General features: G+C 53.8%; 21 protein-coding genes and 6 tRNA genes. 16 read left to right on the top strand and 11 right to left on the bottom strand.

The window, feature by feature from the left end; all coding sequences use genetic code 11:
- Positions 1–55: 55 nt before the first annotated feature.
- The 7 genes from ACA108_16145 (at position 56) to pdxK (ending at position 6,845) form a co-directional block, all read left to right on the top strand.
- A complete protein-coding gene (locus tag ACA108_16145; protein XEX94889.1) occupies positions 56–955 on the top strand; it encodes a Dyp-type peroxidase in 900 nt (299 codons plus the stop codon).
- 216 nt (positions 956–1,171) lie between these two features.
- The gene (locus ACA108_16140) at positions 1,172–2,188 is read left to right on the top strand and encodes a sulfate ABC transporter substrate-binding protein (protein ID XEX94888.1); all 1,017 of its coding nucleotides are present in this window, start codon (positions 1,172–1,174) and stop codon (positions 2,186–2,188) included.
- On the top strand, positions 2,188–3,021 hold the full coding sequence (gene cysT / locus ACA108_16135; protein ID XEX94887.1) for a sulfate/thiosulfate ABC transporter permease CysT: 834 nt from the start codon (positions 2,188–2,190) through the stop codon (positions 3,019–3,021). Before ACA108_16140 ends, cysT begins: the two co-directional genes overlap by 1 nt.
- Entirely contained in the window at positions 3,021–3,896 is an 876-nt protein-coding gene (cysW, locus tag ACA108_16130; protein ID XEX94886.1) for a sulfate/thiosulfate ABC transporter permease CysW, read from the top strand. The genes cysT and cysW overlap by 1 nt, the downstream gene beginning before the upstream one ends.
- On the top strand, positions 3,886–4,971 hold the full coding sequence (gene cysA, locus ACA108_16125) for a sulfate/thiosulfate ABC transporter ATP-binding protein CysA (GenBank protein XEX94885.1): 1,086 nt from the start codon (positions 3,886–3,888) through the stop codon (positions 4,969–4,971). The genes cysW and cysA overlap by 11 nt, the downstream gene beginning before the upstream one ends.
- 70 nt (positions 4,972–5,041) lie before the next feature.
- Complete coding sequence (gene cysM, locus ACA108_16120; GenBank protein ID XEX94884.1) at positions 5,042–5,953, top strand: cysteine synthase CysM; 912 nt, start codon at positions 5,042–5,044, stop codon at positions 5,951–5,953.
- A 40-nt stretch (positions 5,954–5,993) separates the two neighbouring features.
- Positions 5,994–6,845 carry a pyridoxine/pyridoxal/pyridoxamine kinase gene (pdxK, locus tag ACA108_16115; GenBank protein XEX94883.1) on the top strand — a complete coding sequence of 284 codons (852 nt, stop codon included), beginning with the start codon at positions 5,994–5,996 and terminating at the stop codon, positions 6,843–6,845.
- 45 nt (positions 6,846–6,890) lie between these two features.
- On the opposite strand, the gene crr is transcribed toward pdxK, so the two are convergent.
- The 5 genes from crr to cysZ all read right to left on the bottom strand — a co-directional run bounded on the left by crr (position 6,891) and on the right by cysZ (position 11,745).
- The gene (gene crr / locus ACA108_16110) at positions 6,891–7,400 is read right to left on the bottom strand and encodes a PTS glucose transporter subunit IIA (GenBank protein XEX94882.1); all 510 of its coding nucleotides are present in this window, start codon (positions 7,398–7,400) and stop codon (positions 6,891–6,893) included.
- A 40-nt stretch (positions 7,401–7,440) separates the two neighbouring features.
- The gene (gene ptsI, locus ACA108_16105) at positions 7,441–9,168 is read right to left on the bottom strand and encodes a phosphoenolpyruvate-protein phosphotransferase PtsI (protein ID XEX94881.1); all 1,728 of its coding nucleotides are present in this window, start codon (positions 9,166–9,168) and stop codon (positions 7,441–7,443) included.
- Between the two features lie 44 nt (positions 9,169–9,212).
- Entirely contained in the window at positions 9,213–9,470 is a 258-nt protein-coding gene (gene ptsH, locus ACA108_16100; protein ID XEX94880.1) for a phosphocarrier protein Hpr, read from the bottom strand.
- 388 nt (positions 9,471–9,858) lie between these two features.
- Positions 9,859–10,830, bottom strand: coding sequence for a cysteine synthase A (gene cysK / locus ACA108_16095; GenBank protein XEX94879.1), 972 nt, complete (start codon positions 10,828–10,830; stop codon positions 9,859–9,861).
- Positions 10,831–10,983: 153 nt separating this feature from the next.
- A complete protein-coding gene (gene cysZ, locus ACA108_16090; protein XEX94878.1) occupies positions 10,984–11,745 on the bottom strand; it encodes a sulfate transporter CysZ in 762 nt (253 codons plus the stop codon).
- A gap of 230 nt (positions 11,746–11,975) precedes the next feature.
- Here cysZ and zipA point away from each other — a divergent pair, with 230 nt between their 5' ends.
- The 3 genes from zipA to ACA108_16075 all read left to right on the top strand — a co-directional run bounded on the left by zipA (position 11,976) and on the right by ACA108_16075 (position 15,245).
- Positions 11,976–12,944 (top strand): cell division protein ZipA, encoded by a 969-nt coding sequence (zipA, locus tag ACA108_16085; GenBank protein ID XEX94877.1) that lies wholly within the window; start codon positions 11,976–11,978, stop codon positions 12,942–12,944.
- 65 nt (positions 12,945–13,009) lie between these two features.
- On the top strand, positions 13,010–15,028 hold the full coding sequence (ligA, locus tag ACA108_16080) for an NAD-dependent DNA ligase LigA (protein XEX94876.1): 2,019 nt from the start codon (positions 13,010–13,012) through the stop codon (positions 15,026–15,028).
- 1 nt (position 15,029) lies between these two features.
- A complete protein-coding gene (locus ACA108_16075) occupies positions 15,030–15,245 on the top strand; it encodes a DUF3820 family protein (protein ID XEX94875.1) in 216 nt (71 codons plus the stop codon).
- Here ACA108_16075 and ACA108_16070 read toward each other — a convergent pair.
- A complete protein-coding gene (locus tag ACA108_16070) occupies positions 15,242–16,237 on the bottom strand; it encodes a bile acid:sodium symporter family protein (GenBank protein XEX94874.1) in 996 nt (331 codons plus the stop codon). The genes ACA108_16075 and ACA108_16070 overlap by 4 nt on opposite strands.
- 90 nt (positions 16,238–16,327) lie before the next feature.
- On the opposite strand from ACA108_16070, the gene ACA108_16065 reads away from it, so the two are divergent.
- Positions 16,328–17,275: a LysR family transcriptional regulator gene (locus ACA108_16065; protein XEX94873.1), complete on the top strand. Its 948-nt coding sequence runs from the start codon at positions 16,328–16,330 to the stop codon at positions 17,273–17,275.
- Positions 17,276–17,420: 145 nt separating this feature from the next.
- Here the strand turns inward: ACA108_16065 and ACA108_16060 are convergent.
- The 4 genes from ACA108_16060 to ACA108_16045 form a co-directional block, all read right to left on the bottom strand.
- Positions 17,421–17,496, bottom strand: a tRNA-Lys gene (locus ACA108_16060).
- Positions 17,497–17,499: 3 nt separating this feature from the next.
- Positions 17,500–17,575 (bottom strand) — tRNA-Val (locus ACA108_16055).
- A gap of 33 nt (positions 17,576–17,608) precedes the next feature.
- Positions 17,609–17,684, bottom strand: a tRNA-Val gene (locus tag ACA108_16050).
- A 45-nt stretch (positions 17,685–17,729) separates the two neighbouring features.
- Positions 17,730–17,805, bottom strand: a tRNA-Val gene (locus ACA108_16045).
- A gap of 259 nt (positions 17,806–18,064) precedes the next feature.
- Here ACA108_16045 and gltX point away from each other — a divergent pair.
- A complete protein-coding gene (gene gltX / locus ACA108_16040) occupies positions 18,065–19,480 on the top strand; it encodes a glutamate--tRNA ligase (GenBank protein ID XEX94872.1) in 1,416 nt (471 codons plus the stop codon).
- Between the two features lie 44 nt (positions 19,481–19,524).
- On the opposite strand, the gene ACA108_16035 is transcribed toward gltX, so the two are convergent.
- Positions 19,525–19,881 (bottom strand): YfeC-like transcriptional regulator, encoded by a 357-nt coding sequence (locus tag ACA108_16035; protein XEX94871.1) that lies wholly within the window; start codon positions 19,879–19,881, stop codon positions 19,525–19,527.
- Between the two features lie 222 nt (positions 19,882–20,103).
- Between ACA108_16035 and ACA108_16030 the strand changes: the two genes are divergently transcribed.
- The 4 genes from ACA108_16030 to ACA108_16015 all read left to right on the top strand — a co-directional run bounded on the left by ACA108_16030 (position 20,104) and on the right by ACA108_16015 (position 24,456).
- Positions 20,104–20,179, top strand: a tRNA-Ala gene (locus tag ACA108_16030).
- Positions 20,180–20,222: 43 nt separating this feature from the next.
- Positions 20,223–20,298 (top strand) — tRNA-Ala (locus ACA108_16025).
- Positions 20,299–20,579: 281 nt separating this feature from the next.
- On the top strand, positions 20,580–22,799 hold the full coding sequence (locus tag ACA108_16020; protein ID XEX94870.1) for an EAL domain-containing protein: 2,220 nt from the start codon (positions 20,580–20,582) through the stop codon (positions 22,797–22,799).
- Positions 22,800–22,821: 22 nt separating this feature from the next.
- Entirely contained in the window at positions 22,822–24,456 is a 1,635-nt protein-coding gene (locus tag ACA108_16015; protein ID XEX94869.1) for a diguanylate cyclase, read from the top strand.
- Positions 24,457–24,584 lie beyond the last annotated feature (128 nt).

Genomic DNA, 24,584 nt, shown 5'->3' with positions numbered 1-24,584 from the left:
TATCATTGGACGATAAGCGCCGCGCAAAGCGGCGCGTGTTTTTTCAGGAGGAATCATGTCTCGGGCTCAAACCGGCATTTTGCCGGAACACTGTCGTGCCGCCGTCTGGCTGGAAGCGACTATTCAGGGCGACTTTGATGCTGTTCGTCAGGGCTGCAAAACCTTCACCCAGTCGCTGAATACCTTTCAGGAAAACTTTCCGGATGCGAATCTGGGCGCGGTCGTCGCCTTTGGCTACGATCTGTGGCGCGATCTGAGCGGCGGGGAAGGCGCGACAGAGCTGAAGAACTTCACGCCGATGGGCAAAGGTCTGGCACCGGCAACCCAGCATGACGTGATGATCCACATCCTGTCCCTGCGTCACGACGTTAATTTCTCCGTGGCCCAGGCGGCGCTTGCGGCTTTCGGCGACGCGCTGAAAATTGAAGAGGAAGTGCATGGATTCCGCTGGGTGGAAGAGCGCGATCTGAGCGGCTTTATCGACGGCACCGAAAACCCCCAGGGCGAAGATTCGCGCCGTGAAGTGGCGGTGATCAACGAAGGCGTGGATGCTGGTGGCAGCTACGTCTTTGTGCAACGCTGGGAGCATAACCTTAAGCAGCTTAGCCGCATCAGCGTGGGCGAACAGGAAATGCTCATCGGGCGCACGAAAGATGCCAACGAAGAGATCGACGGCGACGAGCGCCCGGCGACTTCTCACCTGAGTCGCGTCGATCTAAAAGAGAACGGCAAAGGGCTGAAGATTGTGCGTCAAAGCCTGCCGTACGGCACCGCCAGCGGCACCCACGGCCTGTATTTCATCGCCTACTGCGCTCGTCTGCACAACATTGAACAGCAGCTGCTGAGCATGTTTGGCGAGACGGACGGCAAGCGTGACGGCATGCTGCGCTTCACAAAGCCGGTGACCGGCGGTTATTACTTTGCGCCGTCACTGGACAAACTTTTAAGCCTGTAGAACTGAATGGTGGATGGCGCTGGCGCTTACCCACCCTACAAATGCATCTCAAACGTAGGTCGGGTAAGCGTTAGCGCCACCCGACAAATCCCCGTAAAAAACCTTATATCCCTTTCTTATTGCAAATCACCAAACGGTATATAAAACCGTTACAGCTTTGCTGCTCGTTATAAATAAACTGGTTGCCTACAGATGACACATTTATAAGGGTGCACAATGGCGATCGGCTCAGTTAAAAAGGTTTGGAGTGCGCTGGTAGTTTCAGCGCTGCTGGCGGGATCTGCCCACGCCACGGAGCTGCTCAACAGCTCTTATGATGTGTCTCGCGAGCTTTTTGCCGCCCTCAATCCGGCGTTCCAGCAGAAGTGGGCGCAGGAGAATAACGGCGATAAGCTGACGATAAAACAATCTCATGCCGGGTCATCAAAACAGGCGCTGGCGATATTACAGGGTTTAAAAGCTGACGTTGTAACGTATAACCAGGTAACAGACGTACAGATCCTGCACGACAAAGGCAACCTCATCCCGGCGGACTGGCAGAGCCGTTTGCCTAACAACAGCTCGCCGTTCTACTCCACCATGGCTTTCCTGGTGCGTAAGGGCAACCCGAAAAACATCCACGACTGGAACGATCTGGTCCGCCCGGATGTAAAACTGATCTTCCCAAATCCGAAGACTTCCGGTAACGCTCGTTACACCTACCTGGCTGCATGGGGAGCGTTTAACAAAGCCGACGGCGGCGACAAAGCCAAAACTGAAAAGTTGATGACCCAGTTCCTGAAAAACGTCGAGGTGTTCGATACGGGGGGCCGTGGGGCGACCACGACATTCGTGGAACGTAATCTGGGTGATGTGTTGATCACGTTCGAATCTGAAGTGAACAATATCCGTAAGCAGTACGAAAAAGAAGGCTACGAGGTTGTCGTGCCGAAGGTCAACATCCTGGCGGAGTTCCCGGTCGCCTGGGTTGATAAAAATGTAAAGGCTAACGGTACGGAAAAAGCGGCCAAAGATTACCTCAACTTCCTGTACAGCCCGCAGGCGCAGACCATCATCACGGATTATTACTACCGCGTGAACAGCCCGGAAGTGATGGATAAGCTGAAAGACAAATTCCCGCAGACCGAGCTGTTCCGCGTTGAAGATGAGTTCGGCGGCTGGCCAGAAGCGATGAAAACCCATTTTGCTACCGGCGCGGAGTTCGACAAGCTGGTCGCGGCGGGGCATAAGTAATGTTTGCTGTTTCGACTAAGCGCGTGCTGCCGGGCTTTACCTTAAGCCTCGGCACCAGCCTGCTGTTTGTTTGTCTGATTCTGCTTTTGCCGCTAAGCGCGCTGGTCATGCAGCTGTCCGAAATGACGCTTGCTCAGTACTGGGACGTGATTTCCAACCCGCAGGTTGTCGCCGCTTATAAAGTCACGCTGCTTTCTGCGGGCGTTGCCTCTGTCTTCAACGGCCTGTTTGGCATGCTGATGGCGTGGATTTTAACGCGCTATCAGTTTCCCGGCCGAAGCCTGCTGGACGCGCTGATGGATTTGCCGTTTGCGCTGCCAACCGCTGTTGCAGGCCTGACGCTCGCCGGTCTGTTTTCCGTTAACGGCTGGTACGGCGAGTGGCTGGCGCAGTTCGGCATTAAGGTGACCTACACCTGGCTGGGCATTGCGGTGGCGATGGCGTTCACCAGCATCCCGTTTGTGGTACGTACCATTCAGCCCGTGCTGGAAGAGCTTGGTCCGGAATACGAAGAGGCGGCGGAAACGCTGGGCGCAACGCGCTGGCAGAGCTTTCGTCGCGTAATTTTACCCGAGCTGTCTCCGGCGCTGATGGCCGGCGTGGCGCTCTCTTTTACCCGCAGCCTCGGCGAGTTTGGCGCGGTTATCTTTATCGCCGGGAACATCGCCTGGAAAACGGAAGTGACCTCGCTGATGATTTTCGTGCGCCTCCAGGAGTTCGACTACCCGGCGGCAAGCGCCATCGCCTCGGTCATTCTGGCCGCGTCGCTGCTGCTGCTGTTTACCATTAACACGTTGCAAAGTCGCTTTGGCCGGCGCGTGGTAGGTCACTGATGACGGACGTAACCGAATTGAAAAGCTATCGCCGCTCCGGGTTTAACTGGGGCAAATGGACGCTGATTAGCCTCGGCATGCTGATTTCGTTTCTGCTGCTGGTGGTGCCGGTGGCGTCGATTTTCGCTCAGGCCTTCTCGAAAGGGCTGATGCCCGCGCTGCAAAACATTGCTGACCCGGACATGCTGCACGCCATCTGGCTGACGGTGATGATCGCTCTGATTACCGTGCCGGTTAACCTGGTGTTCGGCATCCTGCTGGCCTGGCTGGTGACGCGCTTTAACTTTCCTGGCCGCCAGCTGCTGCTGACGCTGCTGGATATCCCGTTCGCGGTGTCGCCGGTGGTTGCCGGTCTGGTTTACCTGCTGTTTTACGGATCTAACGGTCCGCTGGCTGGCTTTATGGATGAGCATAATATTCAGATCATGTTCGCCTGGCCGGGCATGGTGCTGGTAACGATTTTTGTCACCTGTCCGTTCGTGGTACGCGAGCTTGTCCCGGTCATGCTAAGCCAGGGGAGCCAGGAAGATGAAGCGGCTATTTTGCTGGGCGCATCGGGCTGGCAGATGTTCAAGCGCGTGACGCTGCCAAACATTCGCTGGGCGCTGTTGTACGGCGTGGTGCTGACCAACGCCCGCGCGATTGGTGAGTTTGGCGCGGTGTCCGTGGTATCTGGCTCTATCCGCGGCGAGACCTTCTCGCTGCCGCTACAGATTGAATTACTTCAGCAGGATTACAACACCGTCGGTTCATTTACCGCCGCCGCACTGTTGACCCTGATGGCGATAGTAACCTTGTTCTTAAAGAGTGCGCTGCAGTGGCGCCTGAATAATCAGGAAAAACGTCTGCAGCAGGAGGCAAATCATGAGCATTGATATTACCAATATTAAGAAATCTTTTGGTCGCACCCAGGTGCTGAACGATATCTCTCTTGATATCCCTTCTGGTCAGATGGTTGCACTGCTGGGACCGTCAGGCTCCGGGAAAACCACGCTGCTGCGAATTATCGCCGGGCTTGAGCATCAGAACAGCGGGCGCATCAGCTTCCACGGCACGGACGTGAGCCGCATTCACGCCCGTGACCGTAAAGTTGGCTTTGTATTCCAGCACTATGCGCTGTTCCGCCATATGAGCGTGTTCGACAATATCGCCTTTGGCCTGACCGTGCTGCCGCGACGTGAACGTCCGTCGTCTGCGGAAATTAAACAAAAAGTGACCCGTCTGCTTGAGATGGTACAGCTGTCCCATCTGGCGGACCGCTATCCGGCACAGCTTTCCGGCGGGCAGAAGCAGCGCGTGGCGCTGGCCCGTGCGCTGGCCGTAGAACCTCAAATCCTGCTGCTGGATGAGCCGTTCGGCGCGCTGGATGCCCAGGTTCGTAAAGAGCTACGCCGCTGGCTGCGTCAGCTGCATGAAGAGCTAAAGTTTACCAGCGTCTTTGTCACCCACGACCAGGAAGAAGCGATGGAAGTCGCCGACCGGGTCGTGGTGATGAGCCAGGGGAATATCGAGCAGGTAGATACTCCGGAAGCGGTGTGGCGCGAACCAGCGACCCGCTTCGTGCTGGAGTTCCTCGGCGAAGTTAACCGCATGAAAGGTACTATACGCGGCAGCCAGTTTCACGTTGGCGCACACCGCTGGCCGCTGGGCTTTACGCCCGCGCACCAGGGGCCGGTCGATTTATTCCTGCGCCCATGGGAAGTAGACGTCAGCCGCCGCACGAATCTGGATTCCCCGCTGCCCGTCCAGGTGTTGGAAATAAGCCCTCGCGGTCACTACATGCAGCTGGTTGTACAGCCGTTGGGCTGGTACGACGAACCGCTTACCGTGGTCCTGCGTGAGAATCACGTCCCGGTGCGCGGCGAGCGCCTGTTCGTCGGCCTGCAACACGCACGCCTCTACGACGGCAACAACCGTATTCAGGGTGTAGACCTTGCGCAGTCTGCCTGATAAGTTTACGGCACTACACGAATCGCAATAGCGGCCTATGTGGCCGCTTTTTTTATCTTCTGGACAGCAAGTGACAACCTTAGAAAGCACAATCGGCAATACGCCGCTGGTGAAACTCCAGCGTACCGGGCTGACAAACGGCAGCGAAATTTGGGTCAAGCTCGAAGGCAATAACCCTGCGGGATCGGTGAAAGACCGGGCCGCGCTGTCGATGATCGTCGAAGCTGAAAAGCGCGGTGAGATTAAGCCTGGCGACACGCTAATCGAAGCAACCAGCGGTAACACCGGTATTGCTCTCGCGATGATCGCCGCCCTTAAGGGTTACCGCATGAAGCTGCTGATGCCCGACAACATGAGCATGGAACGTAAGGCTGCCATGCAGGCGTACGGGGCCGAGCTGCTTCTGGTGACCAAAGAGCAGGGAATGGAAGGCGCCCGCGAGCTGGCGCGCCTGATGGGCGAACGCGGAGAGGGCAAAGTGCTCGATCAGTTCAATAACCCCGACAATCCCTACGCCCACTACGTGACTACCGGCCCAGAAATCTGGCAGCAAACTCAGGGGCGCATTACCCATTTTGTTTCCAGCATGGGCACCACCGGCACCATCACCGGGGTCAGCCGTTTTATGCGCGAGCTGGAAAAGAAAGTCACAATTGTTGGCCTGCAGCCGGAAGAGGGGAGTAGTATTCCAGGCATTCGTCGCTGGCCCGAGGAGTGGCTGCCGAAGATCTTCGACCCGAAGCTGGTCGATGAAGTCATCGATATGTCCCAGCCAGAGGCGGAACAGACGATGCGTCGGCTGGCCATTAGCGAGGGCATCTTCTGCGGCGTAAGTTCAGGCGGTGCGGTTGCCGGGGCGCTTCGGGTGGCGCAGGCTAACCCGGGAAGCGTGGTGGTGGCGATTATTTGTGACCGCGGCGACCGTTATTTATCAACCGGCGTGTTTGGCGAAGAGAGCTATTCCCTGGGCGCAGGTATCTGAACCCGCAGCGCAGTGGTTCAGGCAAGACTGGAGGCAGTAGATGGATCAGGAAAATGATATACAGTCGATCCTCTTTCATGACGGAAAAAGGGCGCAGCAGGCTGATATCGTGGCGGTACAATCCCAGGTGGTGTACGGCAGCGTAGGAAACAGCATTGCCGTTCCGGCTATTAAACAGCACGGCTGGCGCGTGATGGCGGTGCCTACGGTGCTGTTCAGCAATACCCCACATTATGACACATGGTATGGCGGCACTATTCCGGAGGAGTGGTTTAGCGGTTATCTGCGGGCGCTGGAAGAGCGTAGCGCGCTGCGTGAACTCAAAGCGGTGACCACGGGCTATATGGGTTCGCCGGGCCAGATAACGCTTCTTGCCCAGTGGCTGCGTGAAATACGCGTGACTCATCCTGATGTCTGTATTCTTGTTGATCCCGTCATCGGCGATATCGACAGCGGCGTCTATGTGAAGGCTGGCATTCCCGAAGCCTATCGCGCTGAGCTTCTGCCGCTGGCGAACGTGATCACCCCAAATCTGTTTGAGCTGCGAACGCTAACGGGGATGCCCTGTGGCACGCTGAGCGAAGCGGTTGAAGCAGCCAAAAGTCTGCTGTCCGATACGCTAAAATGGGTGGTGATTACCAGTGCGCCAGGCGAAGACCCCCGCACTATTTCAGTGGTTACGGTGAGCGCTGAATCGGTCGAGATCACCGACCATGCACGCGTGGTAACCGACCTGAAAGGAACCGGGGATTTATTCTGCGCTGAGTTGGCCAGCCGGATCCTCGAAGGGCAGCCGGTAGCCGTTGCCGCCGGAGATGCGGCCAGACGCGTGCTTGAGGTGATGTCCTGGACACAGGAACACCATTACGATGAGCTGATGCTTCCTCAGTAACAAAAAAGGCACCCACAGGGTGCCTTTTTTGTTTAAGCAGTCAACTTACTTCTTGATGCGGATCACCGGGGTTTCACCCACGGTCACGCTACCAGTCAGCTTGATCAGCTCTTTGATTTCGTCCATGTTGGAGATAACAACCGGCGTCAGGGTAGACTTGGCCTTCTCTTCCAGCAGTGGCAGATCAAATTCGATAACCACGTCGCCTTTCTTAACACGCTGGCCTTCTTCGGCGATGCGCTTGAAACCTTCGCCTTTCAGTTCAACGGTATCAATACCGAAGTGAACGAAAAGCTCGATGCCGCTATCAGATTCGATAGAGAAAGCATGGTTGGTTTCAAAGATTTTACCGATGGTGCCATCAACCGGAGCAACCATTTTGTTGCCGGTCGGTTTAATTGCGATGCCATCGCCTACAATCTTCTCTGCAAACACCACATCTGGCACATCTTCAATATTAACGATTTCGCCAGACAGCGGGGCAACAATCTCGATGGTTCCGGTGTCTTTTTTATCATCAGAAACCAGAGATTTCAGTTTATCAAACAAACCCATGATCTTCTCCTAAGCAGTAAATTGGGCCGCATCCGGTGGATTAGCAGATTGTTTTTTCTTCAATGAACTTGTTAACCAGCGTCATTAACTCGTCCGTTGTCGGTTGAGCAAGAGCCTGCTCTGCTAACACCTTCGCATCTTCGAAGTTCGTGTTACGGATAATCTTCTTAATGCGCGGGATTGAGATGGCGCTCATACTGAATTCGTCCAGACCCATCCCCAGCAACAGAAGTGTAGCACGTTCGTCGCCTGCAAGCTCACCACACATTCCGGTCCATTTACCTTCAGCATGAGAAGCATCAATAACTTGCTTAATCAGAGTCAGTACGGACGGTGACATTGGTTGATACAGATGCGAGATCATATCATTACCACGGTCAACGGCCAGGGTGTACTGAGTTAAATCGTTGGTGCCGATACTAAAGAAGTCGACTTCTTTGGCCAGGTGGCGAGCGATAGTGGCTGCAGCCGGGGTCTCAACCATGACGCCGATTTCGATAGTTTCGTCGAACGCTTTGCCTTCTTCACGCAGCTGCGCCTTCATGATTTCGATCTCTGCTTTCAGTGCGCGCACTTCTTCAACGGAGATGATCATTGGGAACATGATACGTAATTTGCCGAAAGCGGAAGCACGCAGAATAGCGCGAACCTGAGCGTGCAGGATCTCTTTGCGATCCATGGCGATACGAATTGCGCGCCAGCCCAGGAACGGGTTCTCTTCTTTCGGGAAGTTCATGTACGGCAGCTCTTTATCGCCACCGATATCCATGGTCCGTACGATAACCGCTTGCGAGCCACAGGCTTCAGCAACAGCTTTGTACGCGGCGAACTGCTCTTCTTCAGTAGGCAGAGAGTCGCGGTCCATGAACAGGAATTCGGTACGGTACAAACCAACACCTTCAGCGCCGTTGCGCTCTGCACCGTCGATGTCACGAACGGTACCGATGTTGGCGCAAACTTCTACCTGATGGCCATCGAGCGTGATAGCCGGCAGATCTTTCAGTTTTGCCAGTTCAGCTTTCTCTGAGGCAACCTGCTGCTGTACAGCGCGCAGGGACTCGATCTCTTCGTTAGTCGGGTTAACGTAAACTTTGTTGTTAACCGCGTCGAGGATCAGATAGTCGTCGTTTTTCACTTCATTCGTGACGCTACCGGTGCCCACAATCGCAGGCAGCTCCAGGGAACGCGCCATGATAGAGGTGTGGGAGGTACGGCCACCGATGTCGGTGATGAAACCCAGCACCTTTTGCAGGTTAAGCTGTGCGGTTTCAGATGGCGTCAAATCTTTAGCCACCAGGATAACTTCGTCCTGAATAGCGCTCAGATCGACAATAGCCAGACCCAGGATATTCTGGAGCAGACGCTTACCAATATCGCGTACGTCGGCCGCACGCTCTTTCAGGTATTCATCATCCAGCTCTTCCAGAGCGGTAGCCTGGCCTTCAATGATTTCGTGAGCCGCTGCGTCTGCAGTAACTAACTTATCTTTGATCAGGGCTATGATCTCCTGCTCAAGCTCTTCATCCTCCAGCAACATAATGTGGCCTTCGAAGATCGCTTCCTTTTCTTCACCGAAGGTCTCGCCAGCTTTAATTTTGATCGTTTCTAACTGCGCAGAGGCTTTCGCTCGTCCGCTCAGAAAACGTTCAACTTCCTGCTCAACTTTGTCGGCAGAAATTTTCTTCCGGTCGATGACAATTTCATCTTCCTTCAGCAAAAGTGCCTTGCCGAAAGCGATACCCGGGGATGCTAAAATGCCTGAAATCATAACCCTACCTTACTTGTGACTGATTTTTACGAAGAACCCAGAACTTACTCGAGTTCAGCCATCAGTTTTACTAAATGCTCAACCGCTTTCTGATCATCTTCGCCTTCAGCAGAGATGGTCACAACAGTACCCTGAGTCAGGCCCAGCGTTTGCAGTTTAAACAGGCTTTTAGCACTTGCGCTTTTGCCGTTGGAGGTCACAGTGATCTCAGAGGTGAAGCCTTTAGCTTCTTTAACAAACTGGGCAGCAGGGCGGGTGTGCAGACCGTTAGGAGCGGTAATGGTAACTTCTTGCTGGAACATTGTATTTCCCCAACTTATAGGTTTAGTGTTGTGGAACTAAAGTCTAGCCTGGTGGCTTCACTTTAGCCTGTATAGTTAGCGTCGGCGTTAACTCTATGCGACACAGGATGCATCAAGAATCACGAAAAGTGCTATGGCTTGTTGCCAGGCCGCTCGCGTCTCGCTCGTCCTTAACCATTATGCAGTGAAAATCAGGCTTAAACCAAATCGTAAAATCGATTCAGCAGCGCTATATTCCACAGCGATTAATTTCGCGCATCAAAATAATTTGCTGCTTAAATACCAGTTCTGACAGGGTGAAGCAATCCTGAGGAGGGTAAAACTTTGACGAATGCCACAAAAAAGCACCCTTATGGGTGCTTTTTTCGTCAGTTTTAACAAGCTGGCATCACTGTTGCAGTTCTTTTTCAGTGAAAAGATCCGCAAATAACGCCGTACTGAGATACCGTTCCCCGGAAGAAGGTAGGATAACCACAATATTTTTGTTGGTAAAGGCTTCATCTTCCTGAAGTTTTAACGCAGCAGCCACGGCCGCTCCGGAAGAGATCCCGGCAAGAATGCCTTCTTCTTCCATCAGTCGGCGAGCGGTGGAAATTGCCTCTTCGTTGGAGATGGCGACAACCTTGTCGATCAGCTTCAGATCCAGGTTTCCTGGAATGAAACCGGCGCCGATGCCCTGGATTTTATGCGGACCAGGTTTCAACTCTTCGCCTGCCAGCGCCTGAGCGATAACCGGGGAATCCGTTGGTTCTACGGCAACGCTGATAAGCCCCGTTTTGCCTTTGGTATTTTTAATGTAACGGCTCACGCCGGTCAGCGTACCGCCTGTCCCGACGCCCGCGATAAATACGTCAACTTCTCCATCCGTGTCTTCCCAGATTTCCGGGCCGGTGGTTTTCTCGTGAATTTCCGGGTTTGCCGGGTTGCTGAACTGTTGAAGCAGTAAATACTTGTTCGGGTCGCTCGCCACAATCTCTTCAGCTTTCTGGATTGCGCCTTTCATGCCTTTAGCGCCTTCGGTCAGCACTAAGTTTGCGCCGAGTGCTTTAAGCAGCTTGCGGCGCTCGACGCTCATCGTTTCAGGCATGGTCAGCGTCAGCTTATAGCCACGTGCGGCGGCAACGTAAGCCAGAGCAATACCTGTATTGCCGCTTGTCGGCTCAACCAGCTCAATGCCCGGCTTGAGCACGCCGCGTTTTTCGGCATCCCAAATCATATTGGCACCGATACGGCACTTGACGCTGAAGCTTGGGTTGCGCGACTCGACCTTCGCCAGAATGCGTCCGTTACCGATGCGGTTCAGTCGAACCAGCGGCGTATGACCGATTGTCAGAGAGTTGTCTTCGTAGATCTTGCTCATAGCCCGTCCTTAACTGTATGAAATTTGGGAAACCTCACCAGCATACCTGCTCCGGCGTTATGGGGAAGTAAAGAAATCGTATATCTATATGTAGAAGGGAAATAAGGGATTGCAAGAAGGAATAAGGAGCGACATATGCCGCTCCTGAATGCGTTACTTCCACATCGCGTGTTTTGAACGGTAGCAGTCAACCCACATTGCGGTAGCGCCACACACGGCTACCGGCATAATTACCAGATTCAGGAAGGGGATCAGGGTGAACAGGCTAACCAGCGAGCCAAACTGCATATTGGTTACCTTTTTGTTACGCAGGGCGACGCGCATGTCGCGAAACGGCACCTTATGGTTATCGAAAGGGTAATCACAGTACTGAATTGCCAGCATCCATGCGCTGAACAAGAACCACAACACGGGCGCGACAGTCTGCCCAATACCAGGAATAAAATAGAGAATCAGCAGCACTACCGCGCGCGGAAGATACCAGGCCAGTTTCTGCCACTCTCTCTTCATAATGCGCGGCACATCTTTCATTACGCCATAGACTCCGGTATCAGGAGGCGTTGCGCCAGTTAAGCGTGCTTCTAACTGTTCTGCCAGCAGGCCGTTAAACGGCGCGGCTATCCAGTTCGCCAGGGTAGAGAAGAAGTAGCCAAAGACCAGCAGCAGCGAAATGACCGCCAGCGGCCAGATAAGATAGCTCAGCCACTGTAGCCAGTCCGGCACATACGAAAGCATTGCCGGGATCCACTCATCAAGGCGGGTGAACAGCCACCAAAATGCGCCACCCATCAACAAGATATTTACCAGCAGCGGTAAAACCACATAGCGCTTGATGCCGGGTTCACGAACCAGCTTCCAGCCCTGGGAAAAATAGTGAACGCCGCTTTTCGGGGCGGTTGCTGAAGTTGAAACCATAGACTTAGTAGACTCCTTTACGTCGGTTCAGTGACAGGCGCGCCCATCATAACCGAGCTGGCTGGCAAAAACGTATTAAGAAATGGTCGAAAAATCAGCAAAAAACCATTAATAGCCCATCTTTATGCTGAGAAAACCGTGCACGTACTTGCACTTAAGCGGATGGGCAAATACTCTTAGTGAGTAAATGTTTGCCGCGTTGGCAAGGTGTTAGAACAACAGAGAATATAATGATGCAGGATTTGCGTCTGATATTAATCATTGTTGGCGCGATCGCCATAATCGCCTTACTGGTACATGGCCTTTGGACCAGCCGTAAGGAGCGTTCTTCCGTTTTCCGCGATCGCCCGTTGAAGCGTATGAAGTCTAAACGTGACGATTACGAAGCAGAAGATGACGCCGACGATGAAGAAGGTGAAGGAGTAGGCGAAGTGCGCGTGCGTAGGGTTGCCCCTGCGCAGGAACCTGTGTCCCGCGAGCCGGAAACGCCTCGTCAGCCACAAACGCCACAACATCAATATGAGCCACCTTACGCTTCGGCTGAACCTCGCCGTGCTGCGCCAGTGCAGCAGCCACAGCATCAGCCTGTTCCTGAGATGCCGCGCCAGCAGCCTGGCGTGCAGCCTGCGGTTGTACAGCCAGTTGAGCCTGTTCAACAGCCAGCGCCGATTCGTCAGCCTGAACCTCAGCAGCCGGTAAATGTGCAGCCGGTTCAGCAGCCAGCGCCGGTTGTCCATCAACCTGTGCCAGAGCCAGCGGCACCTGTTCGTCAGGCGCCGAAAGAGACCGTTATCGTTATGAACGTCTCTGCTCACGCTGGCAGCACCATTAACGGTGATGTGTTGCTCAACAGCATTCAGCAGGCGGGCTTTATCTTTGGTGAAATGAACATTTTCCATCGCCATCTCAGCCCTGACGGCAGCGGTCCCGTGCTCTTCAGCCTTGCGAATATGGTGAAGCCTGGCTCATTCGATCCGGAAAACATGGCCAGCTTTGCAACGCCGGGCGTGACAATCTTTATGCAGGTGCCTTCCTATGGCGACCCGCATCAAAACTTTAAGCTGATGCTGCAGTCCGCGCAGCATATTGCAGATGAAGTGGGTGGCGTGGTGCTTGACGACCAGCGCCGCATGATGACGCCGCAAAAAATGCGCGAGTATCAGGACAGAATCCGCGAGGTTGTTGAGGCTAACGCCTGATCCTCTGCCGGACAGTTTCCCCTAAACCCCCGCCTGTCGGGGGTTTTTTCTATTGATGGTGCGATATGGACACTCTCGAACAACAACTCACTGAACTGCGAACCACGCTTCGCCATCATGAATTCCTCTATCACGTGCAGGACAGCCCTGAAATTCCTGACGCGGAGTATGACCGCCTGATGGGCGAGCTGCGGGCAATCGAAGAGGCGCATCCGGAGTTAATTACCCCGGACTCACCAACTCAGCGTGTCGGTGCAGCGCCGCTTAGCGTGTTCACTCAGGTGCGCCACGAAGTACCGATGTTATCCCTTGATAACGTCTTTGATGAAGCGAGCTATCTGGCGTTCAACAAGCGTGTGCAGGACAGGCTGAAAAGCACTGATGCCCTGACGTTCTGCTGCGAACTGAAGCTGGATGGCCTGGCGGTCAGTTTATTGTATGAAGAGGGTGTTCTGGTCCGTGCGGCAACCCGAGGGGACGGCACCACGGGTGAAAATATTACCGCTAACGTGCGAACAATCCGCTCTATTCCCCTGAAGCTGCACGGGGAGAATATTCCTCGCCGCGTTGAAGTCCGTGGTGAGGTTTTCCTCCCACAGGCAGGCTTCGAGAAGATCAATGAAGATGCTCGCCGTACTGGCGGGAAGATCTTTGCCAACCCACGCAACGCTGCTGCGGGATCGTTACGCCAGCTCGATCCGCGCATCACTGCGAAACGTCCTCTTACGTTCTTCTGCTACGGCGTCGGCCTGCTGGAAGGGGGCGAACTGCCCGCCAGCCATATGGCGCGGCTACAGCAGTTTAAGGCGTGGGGACTGCCGGTGAGCGACCGAATCCGCCTGTGCAGCACGCCGGAAGAAGTGCTGGCGTTTTACCATCAGGTAGAGGCGGACCGTCCGAAGCTTGGCTTCGATATTGACGGCGTGGTGATTAAAGTCGACTCGCTTGCCCTACAGGAGACGCTAGGGTTTGTCGCCCGCGCGCCTCGTTGGGCGGTAGCCTTTAAATTCCCGGCTCAGGAACAGATGACTTTCGTACGCGACGTGGAGTTCCAGGTTGGGCGTACAGGCGCAATCACCCCCGTAGCTCGTCTCGAACCGGTACAGGTTGCCGGCGTACTCGTCAGTAACGCAACCTTACACAATGCGGATGAAATCGACAGGTTGGGCCTTCGCATCGGCGATCGCGTAGTGATCCGTCGTGCAGGCGATGTCATCCCGCAGGTGGTTGGCGTGGTGGATTCAGAGCGCCCGGAAAACACCAGGGAGATCGTTTTCCCGACGCATTGCCCGGTGTGCGGCTCAGACGTAGAGCGCGTAGAAGGTGAGGCGGTAACGCGCTGTACGGGGGGCCTGATTTGCGGCGCACAGCGCAAAGAATCCCTTAAGCACTTCGTTTCCCGCCGCGCGCTGGACGTTGACGGTATGGGCGACAAAATCATCGACCAGCTGGTAGAAAAAGAGTACGTCCACACGCCAGCCGATCTGTTCGAACTGACGGCGGGCAAGCTCACCGGGCTGGACCGTATGGGACCAAAGTCCGCGCAAAACGTGGTGGATGCGCTGGCGAAGGCTAAAGAAACCACCTTTGCCCGCTTCCTCTATGCCCTGGGCATCCGTGAAGTGGGTGAAGCGACAGCCGCTGGTCTTGCTGCTTATTTCGGCACTCTTGAGGCGCTGGCCGCGGCCTCCATCGAAGAGCTGCAGAAGGTGCCGGACGTGGGCATCGTTGTCGCTACGCACGTCTTTAACTTCTTTGCCGAAGAGAGCAACCGGGACGTTATCCGCCAGTTGACCGAAGTTGCTGGCGTCCACTGGCCTGCGCCCGTTGTCATCAAAGCTGAAGAGATCGACAGCCCGTTTGCGGGCAAAACCGTTGTGCTGACCGGATCGCTGAGCATCATGTCCCGTGACGATGCCAAAGCTCGTCTGGTTGCGCTTGGGGCGAAGGTGGCAGGCAGCGTGTCGAAGAAGACGGATCTGGTGATTGCCGGTGAAGCAGCGGGTTCTAAACTGGTTAAAGCTCAGGAGCTGGGCATTGATGTCATCGACGAAGCGGAAATGATCCGCCTGCTGGGTGAGTAAGATGGATAAAGAGCAGCTTATCGAGATAGCCAATACGGAAATGCCCTTCGGCAAATACAAAGGGCGGGTGCTGATTGACGTGCCGGAGGAGTACTTCCTGTGGTTTGCCCGCAAGGATGAGTTTCCTCATGGGCATCTTGGCGAGCTGATGAAGCTGACGCTGCTCATCAAAACGGAAGGGCTGGAGGGGCTGGTGAAGCCCCTGAAAAGAACTTAGCTTTTAGCGGTGGTCGTATTCCCGGCCGCCGCTTTTGCCGTCTGGCTCTGGTAGCGACGGGCCATAACCGCACAGATCATCAGCTGTATCTGGTGGAAAATCATCAGCGGCAGCACCATCATCCCCACGGTAGCAACCGGGAAGAGAATGTTGGCCATTGGAATGCCGTTGGCGAGGCTCTTCTTCGACCCGCAGAAAACAATCGTAATCTCATCGGCCTTATTAAAGCCAAGACGCCGCGCCATAAACGTATTTACCGCAATCACAATCCCCAGCAGCACCAGGCTCACGACGACGATAAACAGCAGCGAACCCGCCCCAACCTTATGCCAGATGCCGTGGGTTACCGCCTCGCTGAATGCCGAATAGACCACCAGCAGAATGGACGTCTGGTCAGTTTTGCCAATCCATTTCTTGTTGCGTGCAACCCAGGCACCGATCCACGGGCGGGAGAGGTGGCCGAGGATAAACGGCACCAGCAGCTGCAGCATGATGCTGCCAACCTGTTGCAGGCTGCCGCTCGCCCCATGCACGTGCATCACCATGCCAACCAGCAGCGGTGAAAGGAAAATGCCGAGCAGGCTGGATGCGGAAGCCGAACAGACCGCAGCGGCGACGTTCCCCCCCGCAATGGAGGTGAATGCAATCGCGGACTGGACCGTGGCGGGAAGGATACACAGATACAGAAAGCCGGTATAAATTTCCGGGCTGACGTTGACGGGAGCCCACCAGGCGAACAGCACGCCGAGCACCGGGAACAGCACGAAGGTGCTGCACATCACCCACAGGTGAAGCCGCCAGTGGCTGCTGCCGGAAATAATAGCCTCGCGGGATAGCTTGGCGCCATGCATAAAGAACAGCAGAGCGATGGCGGCGGTGGTCAGCCCTTCAAAGAAGCCAACAAAACTTCCCTGGGCCGGAAAAAAAGAGGCCAGCAGAACGGTAGCGATCAGAGTCAGTGTAAACGGGTCGAGCACGCGAAAGAGTTTCATCGTTAATCCTCAAACTGGAGTCCAGCTATTGTGCTTTTGCTGGTTTAAGAAATAAAATTGATTTATTAAATGAATTGATGAATTAAATATATGAATTATTCCCTGCGCCAGTTAAAAATTTTTGTTGCGGTAGCCCAGGCGGGAAGCTTCAGCCGTGCAGGTGAGCGCATCGGCCTTAGCCAGTCAGCGGTGAGCCACAGCGTGAAGGAGCTGGAAAACGAGATTGGGGTGAGGCTGCTGGACCGCACCACCCGTGAAGTCGTTCTGACCGATGCCGGGCAGCAGCTGGCAGGAAGGCTGGAACGCCTGCTCGAAGAGCTGAATTCGACGCTGCTCGATGCGCGAAGCGTTGGGCATCAGCTAAGCGGCACGGTACGCGTGGCCGCCAGCCAGACAATTTCTGCACATCTGATCCCACAGTGCATTGCAGCGGCGGCCGAACAGCATCCGTCCATACGTTTTGTGCTGCACGACCGGCCGCAGCAGTGGGTATTGCAAAGTATTCGTCAGGGAGAGGTGGATTTTGGCATCGTGATTGACCCGATTCAGGCCAGCGATCTGGACTGCGAAGCCGTGCTGTCCGAACCTTTTTTACTGCTCTGCCGGACGGATCACCCTTTAGCCGCCGAACGTTGTGTGCCCTGGCAAGCTTTGCAGAAGACGGATCTCGTGCTGCAGGATTATGCCTCCGGCAGCCGCCCGCTGATTGACGATGCGCTGCAAAAAATGGGTATCAAAGCGAACATTGTGCAGCAGATAGGCCATCCGGCAACGCTGTTCCCGATGGTGGAGGCGGGGATTGGATTAAGCGTGCTGCCAGCGCTGGCGTTGCCTTTGCCCGAAGGCAGTGTGTTAACGGTCAGGAGGCTGACGCCGGTTGTCGATCGCCAACTTATGCTGGTAAGACGGAAAAACCGCTCGCTTTCAAGCGCGGCGGAAGCAATCTGGCAGGTGATTCATCAGCAGGCGCAGCGGTTAACTGAGGCCCGCAGGGGAGATGCGTTGTTTAGCGACCCGGAAGAGGATAACCAGGATTGATGCAGGGGAGATAAATTGTAGGGTAGAAAGCGGCGGCGTGATCTATCATTTGCGTGTTGTCGGTGGATGGCGCTAGCGCTTATCCACCCTACGACTACACGAATTGCGCATAGCAAAAAGGCGCCTTTAGGGCGCCTTTCTACATTGGTGGGGCGTGCAGGATTCGAACCTGCGACCAATTGATTAAAAGTCAACTGCTCTACCAACTGAGCTAACGCCCCGAATGGTGGGTGATGACGGGCTCGAACCGCCGACCCCCTCCGTGTAAAGGAGGTGCTCTACCAACTGAGCTAATCACCCAAACTTCGGTACTGCTTAAATCTGTAAGAGAGATGGTGGGTGATGACGGGCTCGAACCGCCGACCCCCTCCGTGTAAAGGAGGTGCTCTACCAACTGAGCTAATCACCCAACGCTAAATTCTCTTACCACACTGCGGGCTCACTCACTAATGAATGGTGGGTGATGACGGGCTCGAACCGCCGACCCCCTCCGTGTAAAGGAGGTGCTCTACCAACTGAGCTAATCACCCCCGCTGTGTGGAGTCGCATTATAGGGAGAGTTGAAAATGAGTCAACGCCTTTTCTAAAGATTTTGTTTGTTCGTCTTAAATTTAGGCAAAGCGATCGCGATTTGTTCATTGGCGTTTGATTTATCATCAGAATGTGTCCTTTACAGGGAAGTAAAGGCATCAACATTGAGGAATCAGCCTACAGTGGTAGAATGTTGCGACTCCATTTTTCCCTGGCATCAGCCGGTTCCCGGCAATTTTGCGTAATTAAGGCCGTTCAATGAAAATCAAAACTCGCTTTGCGCCAAGCCCAACGGGCTATCTGCACGTCGGTGGCGCCCGTACTGCTCTTTATTCCTGGCTTTTTGCTCGTAACCACGGCGGCGAGTTCGTGCTGCGTATTGAAGATACCGATCTCGAACGCTCAACCCCGGAAGCCATTGAGGCAATCATGGATGGCATGAACTGGTTGAGCCTGGAGTGGGATGAAGGCCCGTACTTCCAGACCAAGCGTTTCGACCGTTATAACAGCGTTATCGATGACATGCTGGAAGCAGGGACGGCCTATAAGTGCTACTGCTCCAAAGAGCGTCTTGATGCGCTGCGTGAAGAGCAAATGGAGAAGGGCGAGAAGCCACGTTACGACGGCCGCTGCCGCCACGGGCATGAACATCACGAAGCCGATGAGCCGTGCGTAGTGCGTTTTGCCAACCCGCAGGAAGGTTCGGTTATTTTCGATGATCAGATTCGTGGCCCCATCGAATTCAGCAACCAGGAACTGGACGACCTGATCATTCGCCGTACCGATGGTTCACCGACCTACAATTTCTGTGTGGTAGTGGACGATTGGGATATGGAAATCACGCACGTGATTCGTGGCGAAGACCATATCAACAACACGCCGCGCCAGATCAACATCCTGAAAGCGCTGAACGCGCCGGTTCCTTTGTACGGCCACGTGTCGATGATCAACGGTGATGACGGCAAAAAACTGTCTAAACGCCACGGTGCGGTAAGCGTGATGCAGTATCGCGATGATGGCTACCTGCCGGAAGCGCTGCTGAACTACCTCGTACGTCTGGGCTGGGCGCACGGCGATCAGGAAATCTTCTCCCGTGAAGAGATGATCAAGCTGTTTGATCTGACAACCGTCAGCAAATCAGCAAGTGCATTCAACACTGAGAAGCTGCAGTGGCTTAACCACCATTATATTAACCATCTGGCGCCGGAATACGTTGCAACCCAGCTGCAGTGGCATATCGAACAGCAGAACATTGATACCCGCAACGGCCCGGAGCTGGCCGATCTGGTGAAACTGCTGGGCGATCGCTGCAAGACGCTCAAAGAGATGGCTGAAACCTGCCGCTACTTCTACGAAGATTTCAGCGAGTTTGACGCCGACGCCGCGAAGAAACATTTGCGTCCGGTTGCCCGTCAGCCGCTGGAAGTGATTCGTGACAAGCTGGCTGCGATTACCGACTGGACGGCGGAAAACGTCCATAACGCCATTCAGGCAACGGCAGACGAGCTGGAAGTAGGCATGGGTAAAGTAGGTATGCCGCTACGCGTAGCGGTGACCGGTGCAGGCCAGTCACCGGGGCTGGACGTTACCGTGCATGCGATTGGCAAACCGCGCTCTATCGCGCGTATCGAAAAGGCGCTGGGCTTTATTGCCGAGCGTGAAGCCCAGCAGTAAATACCCTTTACATTGACAAACCGGGGCAAAGTGCGCCGGTTTTTTTATTCGTTATCCCGAATCCCCAGCCGCTTAAGCACCCCAGCGATCCCTTCACGTAAAATCAGCGCGGATAATTTCTGCTGCTCGGCTTCCGACATCTGCTTCACGGAGTTCAGCAGTAAACCATTCAGGGAAGAATCGTTAGCGGTATAGGTTCCCTGACGGTCAGAAGCACGCCTGGCGCTGTTAATAAACTCCTGCACACGCTCGTCAATATGGATAAGGCGCGCTTTCCCACCCTGAACACCCGGTTTTTGAGTGGTAGTCCAGTTTTGTTTGCGTACCCATTTATTAATGGTCTGTCGGCTGTAACCGGTAAGGATGGCTAATTCTTCAGGTGTCATTCGTCCTTTGAGCACAGTGCTTTCCTTAAATGAAGAGATGCTAGTAAGGGTTCATATTATGCGATCCTTTTACAGGAAACTGTGACAGGATTAACTACGCAGGGCCGATATGCAATCTGGATCTCACTGAGTTGTTTGCTTTTTCGGCGATTGATCGCAGATGAAGAATTTGCCGTTGACACTGTTTGTTGGGTTTCATATGATGCCGCCCGTCAACACGACACGTTTTTACGGTTCGGGGCTATAGCTCAGCTGGGAGAGCGCTTGCATGGCATGCAAGAGGTCAGCGGTTCGATCCCGCTTAGCTCCACCAAATCTTCTCCAGCAAGATTTGCACCGTTAAGACAACCCCTCGTGGGGCTATAGCTCAGCTGGGAGAGCGCTTGCATGGCATGCAAGAGGTCAGCGGTTCGATCCCGCTTAGCTCCACCAAAATATAAAACCCTCGCCTTATGGCGGGGGTTTTTGCTTTCAGGACTGGAAAAAACCTTCCTTTTCAGGGTGTTGAGCTCCCCAAAATATATTATTTCGACACTGTTAATGATATTCATTTCAAAAAAATAAATTGATATATGTATATTTGTATACATATATGTCGTTTACATAAGGTGTTTTTTTGGACTAGAGGGTGGCTTGCTTTGCGGAGCAAATAAACGTATTCTTGCCATCAATATATCAGGTCGAATTAATACACATCATTAACACCCGCCTTTATGAATTGTCACAAACTGATGAAAAAGTCTTTTATATCACTGGTGTTATATTTAGCTCTGATGCCGCTTGCGCGTCATATTTCGCCTGAAACTCTGCTTGCGGGACACAAGATCTATCTTGCCTGGCTTCCCCTTAGCTTAATGATTTCATTGATTTTAATTTTTGGTCGCGCGGCCGTACTGCCGTTAATTATTGGCACCTATATTGCCTTCTCGCAAATTCTTAAAGTCCCGCCTGTTGCCCTGGCTTCTTTTCTCGTCAGCTTATTGTTGCCTTTGTTTCTGTCCTGTCTGATTGCGCGCTATTATGGTGGCAAGCGCTGGCGCGTTTCTATAACCAATAAAGGCATGGGGGCGAGAATATTTTGGCTAGGTTTTTTCGCTCCGTTTTGTATTAAATTTACGATGTTTTCCTTCGGGCATTTTATTATTTTCCCTCCGTCAATTTCACGGTTCTTTGGGGACAGCTCGCAAATTTTCCACGTTGTGGATCTTCTGAATCTGATTGCGGCGTCGCTGATTTTCACGATGCTGTTCTACTATCCGCTGCGTATGCTGCTTAACCCGTATTATGCGCAAGCATTCTGGCGGCGATGCGTATTACGTTATCTGGCCCCCCAGAGACGTCTCTACTCGTTTGTCTGGCTCGGCTTATGGGGCGGCTTCCTTCTGCTGTTGTGCTGTTCTTATAAAACGACGCTGATAGCGGGCTACCTCGTGCCGCTCATTTTTATTTTATTTACCCTGGGCATTCGCCACATGGGGCCGAGGCTGATCGCTCTGCTGTGGGGAATGTCCGCCTGGCTGCTACTGACCTATAACGACGGTTTTCTGCAGGGAGTAAACTCCGGGTTTACGCTGGCGGTTATCCTGTCGGTCATTATTTCCTTCACCGTCTGTATGCTCTACATGACGATGATTTTCCATAAAAATGAGTGGATGAAGAGGGTGTACCGGCTGCAGGCGATGACCGACCCGTTGACCCAGCTGCCCAACCTACGAGCGCTCGAAGAGCACTTCAAGTGCTTCCCAACCGGCACCCTATGCTGCCTGAGAATGTCGAATCTCGAGTTTCTGAGCCGCCACTATGGCCTGATGATGCGCATAAACTGTAAGCGGGAAATCACCCAACAGCTCAAGCCGTGGCTTGACGAGAGTGAGCAAATATTCCAGCTGCCGGGTTGCGAGCTATTGATTTTCCTTCAGGGACATGAGGCGCAGGCACGGTTGAATCACATGGTTGATTTGCTCAATAACAAGAAAATACGCTGGCATAATAGCATGCTCGAAATTGAGTACGGGGCGTCTTATTGCCTCGCGAACGACGATTTCGATGAGCTGCACCGCACGCTTGGGCAGTTAAGCTATCTTGCCGAGCAGGCCTGCTCAGTGAATCGAGTGTTGAGCCTTAACACCGAGGTGGAGGCCGTTTCTGACGAAACAACAGAACGCGTGCTGCTGCTTCATAAAGTCAAACACGCCCTGACGCTGGCCGATGAGAAGTCGCTTCAGCTGTATGCGCAGCCTATCGTCGATCGCGACGGCAACGGCTACAAAGAAATTTTGACCCGCATGTTCTTCAACGGTGAGATGATTACACCAGAAAAGTTCATACCTATTATTGCGGAATTTAATCTTAGCGTACGGTTTGACATGCTGGTGATGAACAAGCTGATTACTCATCTGCGCGATCACGGGACAGGTTCGTTACACGCGCAGTTCTCGGTAAATCTGATGCCCTTTACGCTGATGCAAAAAGATATTGCCCAGCAAATTGTGACTCTGTTTGCGCAGAACAAAGTACCGACCAGCTCGGTCATTATCGAAGTTACCGAGGAGCAGGCGTTTTCTAATTCTGAAACATCCATCCACAATATTACGCTGCTGCGGGATAACGGCTTCAAAATTGCCATTGACGACTTTGGCACAGGCTATGCTAACTACGAGCGGCTCAAGCGGATGCAGGCCGACGTCATAAAAATCGATGGCTGTTTCATCAAGGATATAGCCTCAAATTCGCTGGATCTCATGATTGTGAAGTCCATTAGCGATTTGGCAAATGCCAAAGGGTTGAGCGTCGTGGCGGAATTTGTGGAAACCCCCGAACAGCGAACCATCCTGCTGGGTCTTGGGGTTCAGTATCTGCAGGGATATTTGCTGGGCAGACCTGAACCTCTGCAAGGCCATGATCCTGCTTATAGCCAGCAGACGGCGATATAACATTTAAGGGTAGGTAGTCAGTATGCCAGCAGCGAACCGTCTCCGTTTACCTCTGGTAAAAACGCTTCGTGTCATCCATCTGTGTTTCATTTTCGTTTTCCTGCTCACTACGTTTCTGTTCTGGCAGCAGGGAGAGCTGTTTAACCATGGATACCGTACCAGCCAGCTAAGCCATCTGGAGAGCGTGATTGCGCGCCTGGAAAGCCGTGCTAAATACAAAATCGACAATCTGCGCTACCTGCAGCGTATCTTTATTGAAGCCATGGACGATCCGCTTTTCCCAGGCAGCGTGCGGATACCTAATGACATTCGCAACGAAGAGGGTAAAGCTTCACTTTTTGTCAGCAACCTGCCGATATCCGACAGGCTTTCAAACGATGACGAGAAGAGCCGGAATAGCGCCTCGCTAATTCAGCATGAGCTGTATGCGCTGCGTAAGATCCAGCATCTCTTCCCCCTGGCAAGCGACGCCGGAGAGATGCGCGAAGATATCTATTATATTTCCCGTAAGGGCGAGTTTATCGCTTCGCTTTCTGATGAGACTAACTCACAGCTGGTTCGCAGCTACAACCCTCGCCGCAAAGAGGGGACCTTTATCCTTGCCTCACCGATTTTAAACCCCAAACGTAAGGCTTTCTGGACACGGCAGAATATTGCCGAGACTCACGACACGCTGGTAAACGGCGCGGTGCCTGTCGATTTTAACGGGAAATGGATTGGCCTGCTCGGCGTGGCGATAAGCGACGATAGCGTTAAACAACTGCTCAATGACTCGCTTCCCGAACAGACGCAAAGCAGCTACCAGCTTTTTGATAACCGGCTCACTCCGCTAACCACGCCCGCAGGGGCGCTCAATCAGGTCAAACTCACGCCGAATCAGCTACGCTTAATTGGCGAAAAACTAGAACACGCTTCGCGGGGCACGCTGCGCTTTGGGCAGGTGTTTGTCACCTTTGGTGCCGTCGGCGGTACCGACAGCATTATCATCAGCACCCAGACGCTGCGCCAGGGATTGCACGAGGACTTCGGTCGCTTCAGCGTTCTGTTGCTGGTGATGTGGATCATCTTTGTGCTTTTGCTTTGGGCATTCCACCGGGTTATTTGCCGGCTGGTACGCAATATGGGCGTGATGCAGCGCGAAATGCACTGGCATGCTCACCACGATGAGCTAACCGGGGCGCTGAACCGCCGGGGCTTCTTCGAGACAACGGCCCAGCTCAATCCGCAGTACAAAGACTACACGCTGGTGCAGATCGATCTCGATTACTTCAAAAAGGTGAATGACCGTTACGGCCACGGGGTTGGTGATGCTGTCCTTCAGCACGCCACCCAACATATTCAGCGGGCTATTCGCGGCAAAGATATCTTAGGCCGCCTGGGGGGAGAGGAGTTCTGCGTCTTCCTGCCGGATACCCATCTCGAAGCCGGGGAAGCCGTTGCGCTGCGCATCAAAAAGCATCTTGAATTCTCGCCGCTGACGCTAGGCAACGGCATGAAACTGACGACAACCGCGTCGCTTGGCGTTGCGGCCCACAGCGAGCATGCTGACTACTCGCTGGAGCAAATCCAGTCTCTGGCGGACTCGAGGCTATATCGCGCCAAGCAGCGCGGGCGAAACCAGGTCTGCGCGGACGGCGAAGACGCCTCGCAGGCATAAAAAAACCGGAGCCTTATGCTCCGGTTTATATTGCTGACAACTCTTTTCACAGGCCGGATAAGCGTAGCGTTATCCGGCATAGCAACAGTCATAAGTGAATAACGCTTACGCTTTTCCACCCAACAAAT

It is taken from the genome of Dryocola sp. LX212 (assembly GCA_041504365.1).
In the GTDB taxonomy this organism is placed as follows: domain Bacteria; phylum Pseudomonadota; class Gammaproteobacteria; order Enterobacterales; family Enterobacteriaceae; genus Dryocola.
This window is presented reverse-complemented; position numbering and strand designations above follow the sequence as displayed.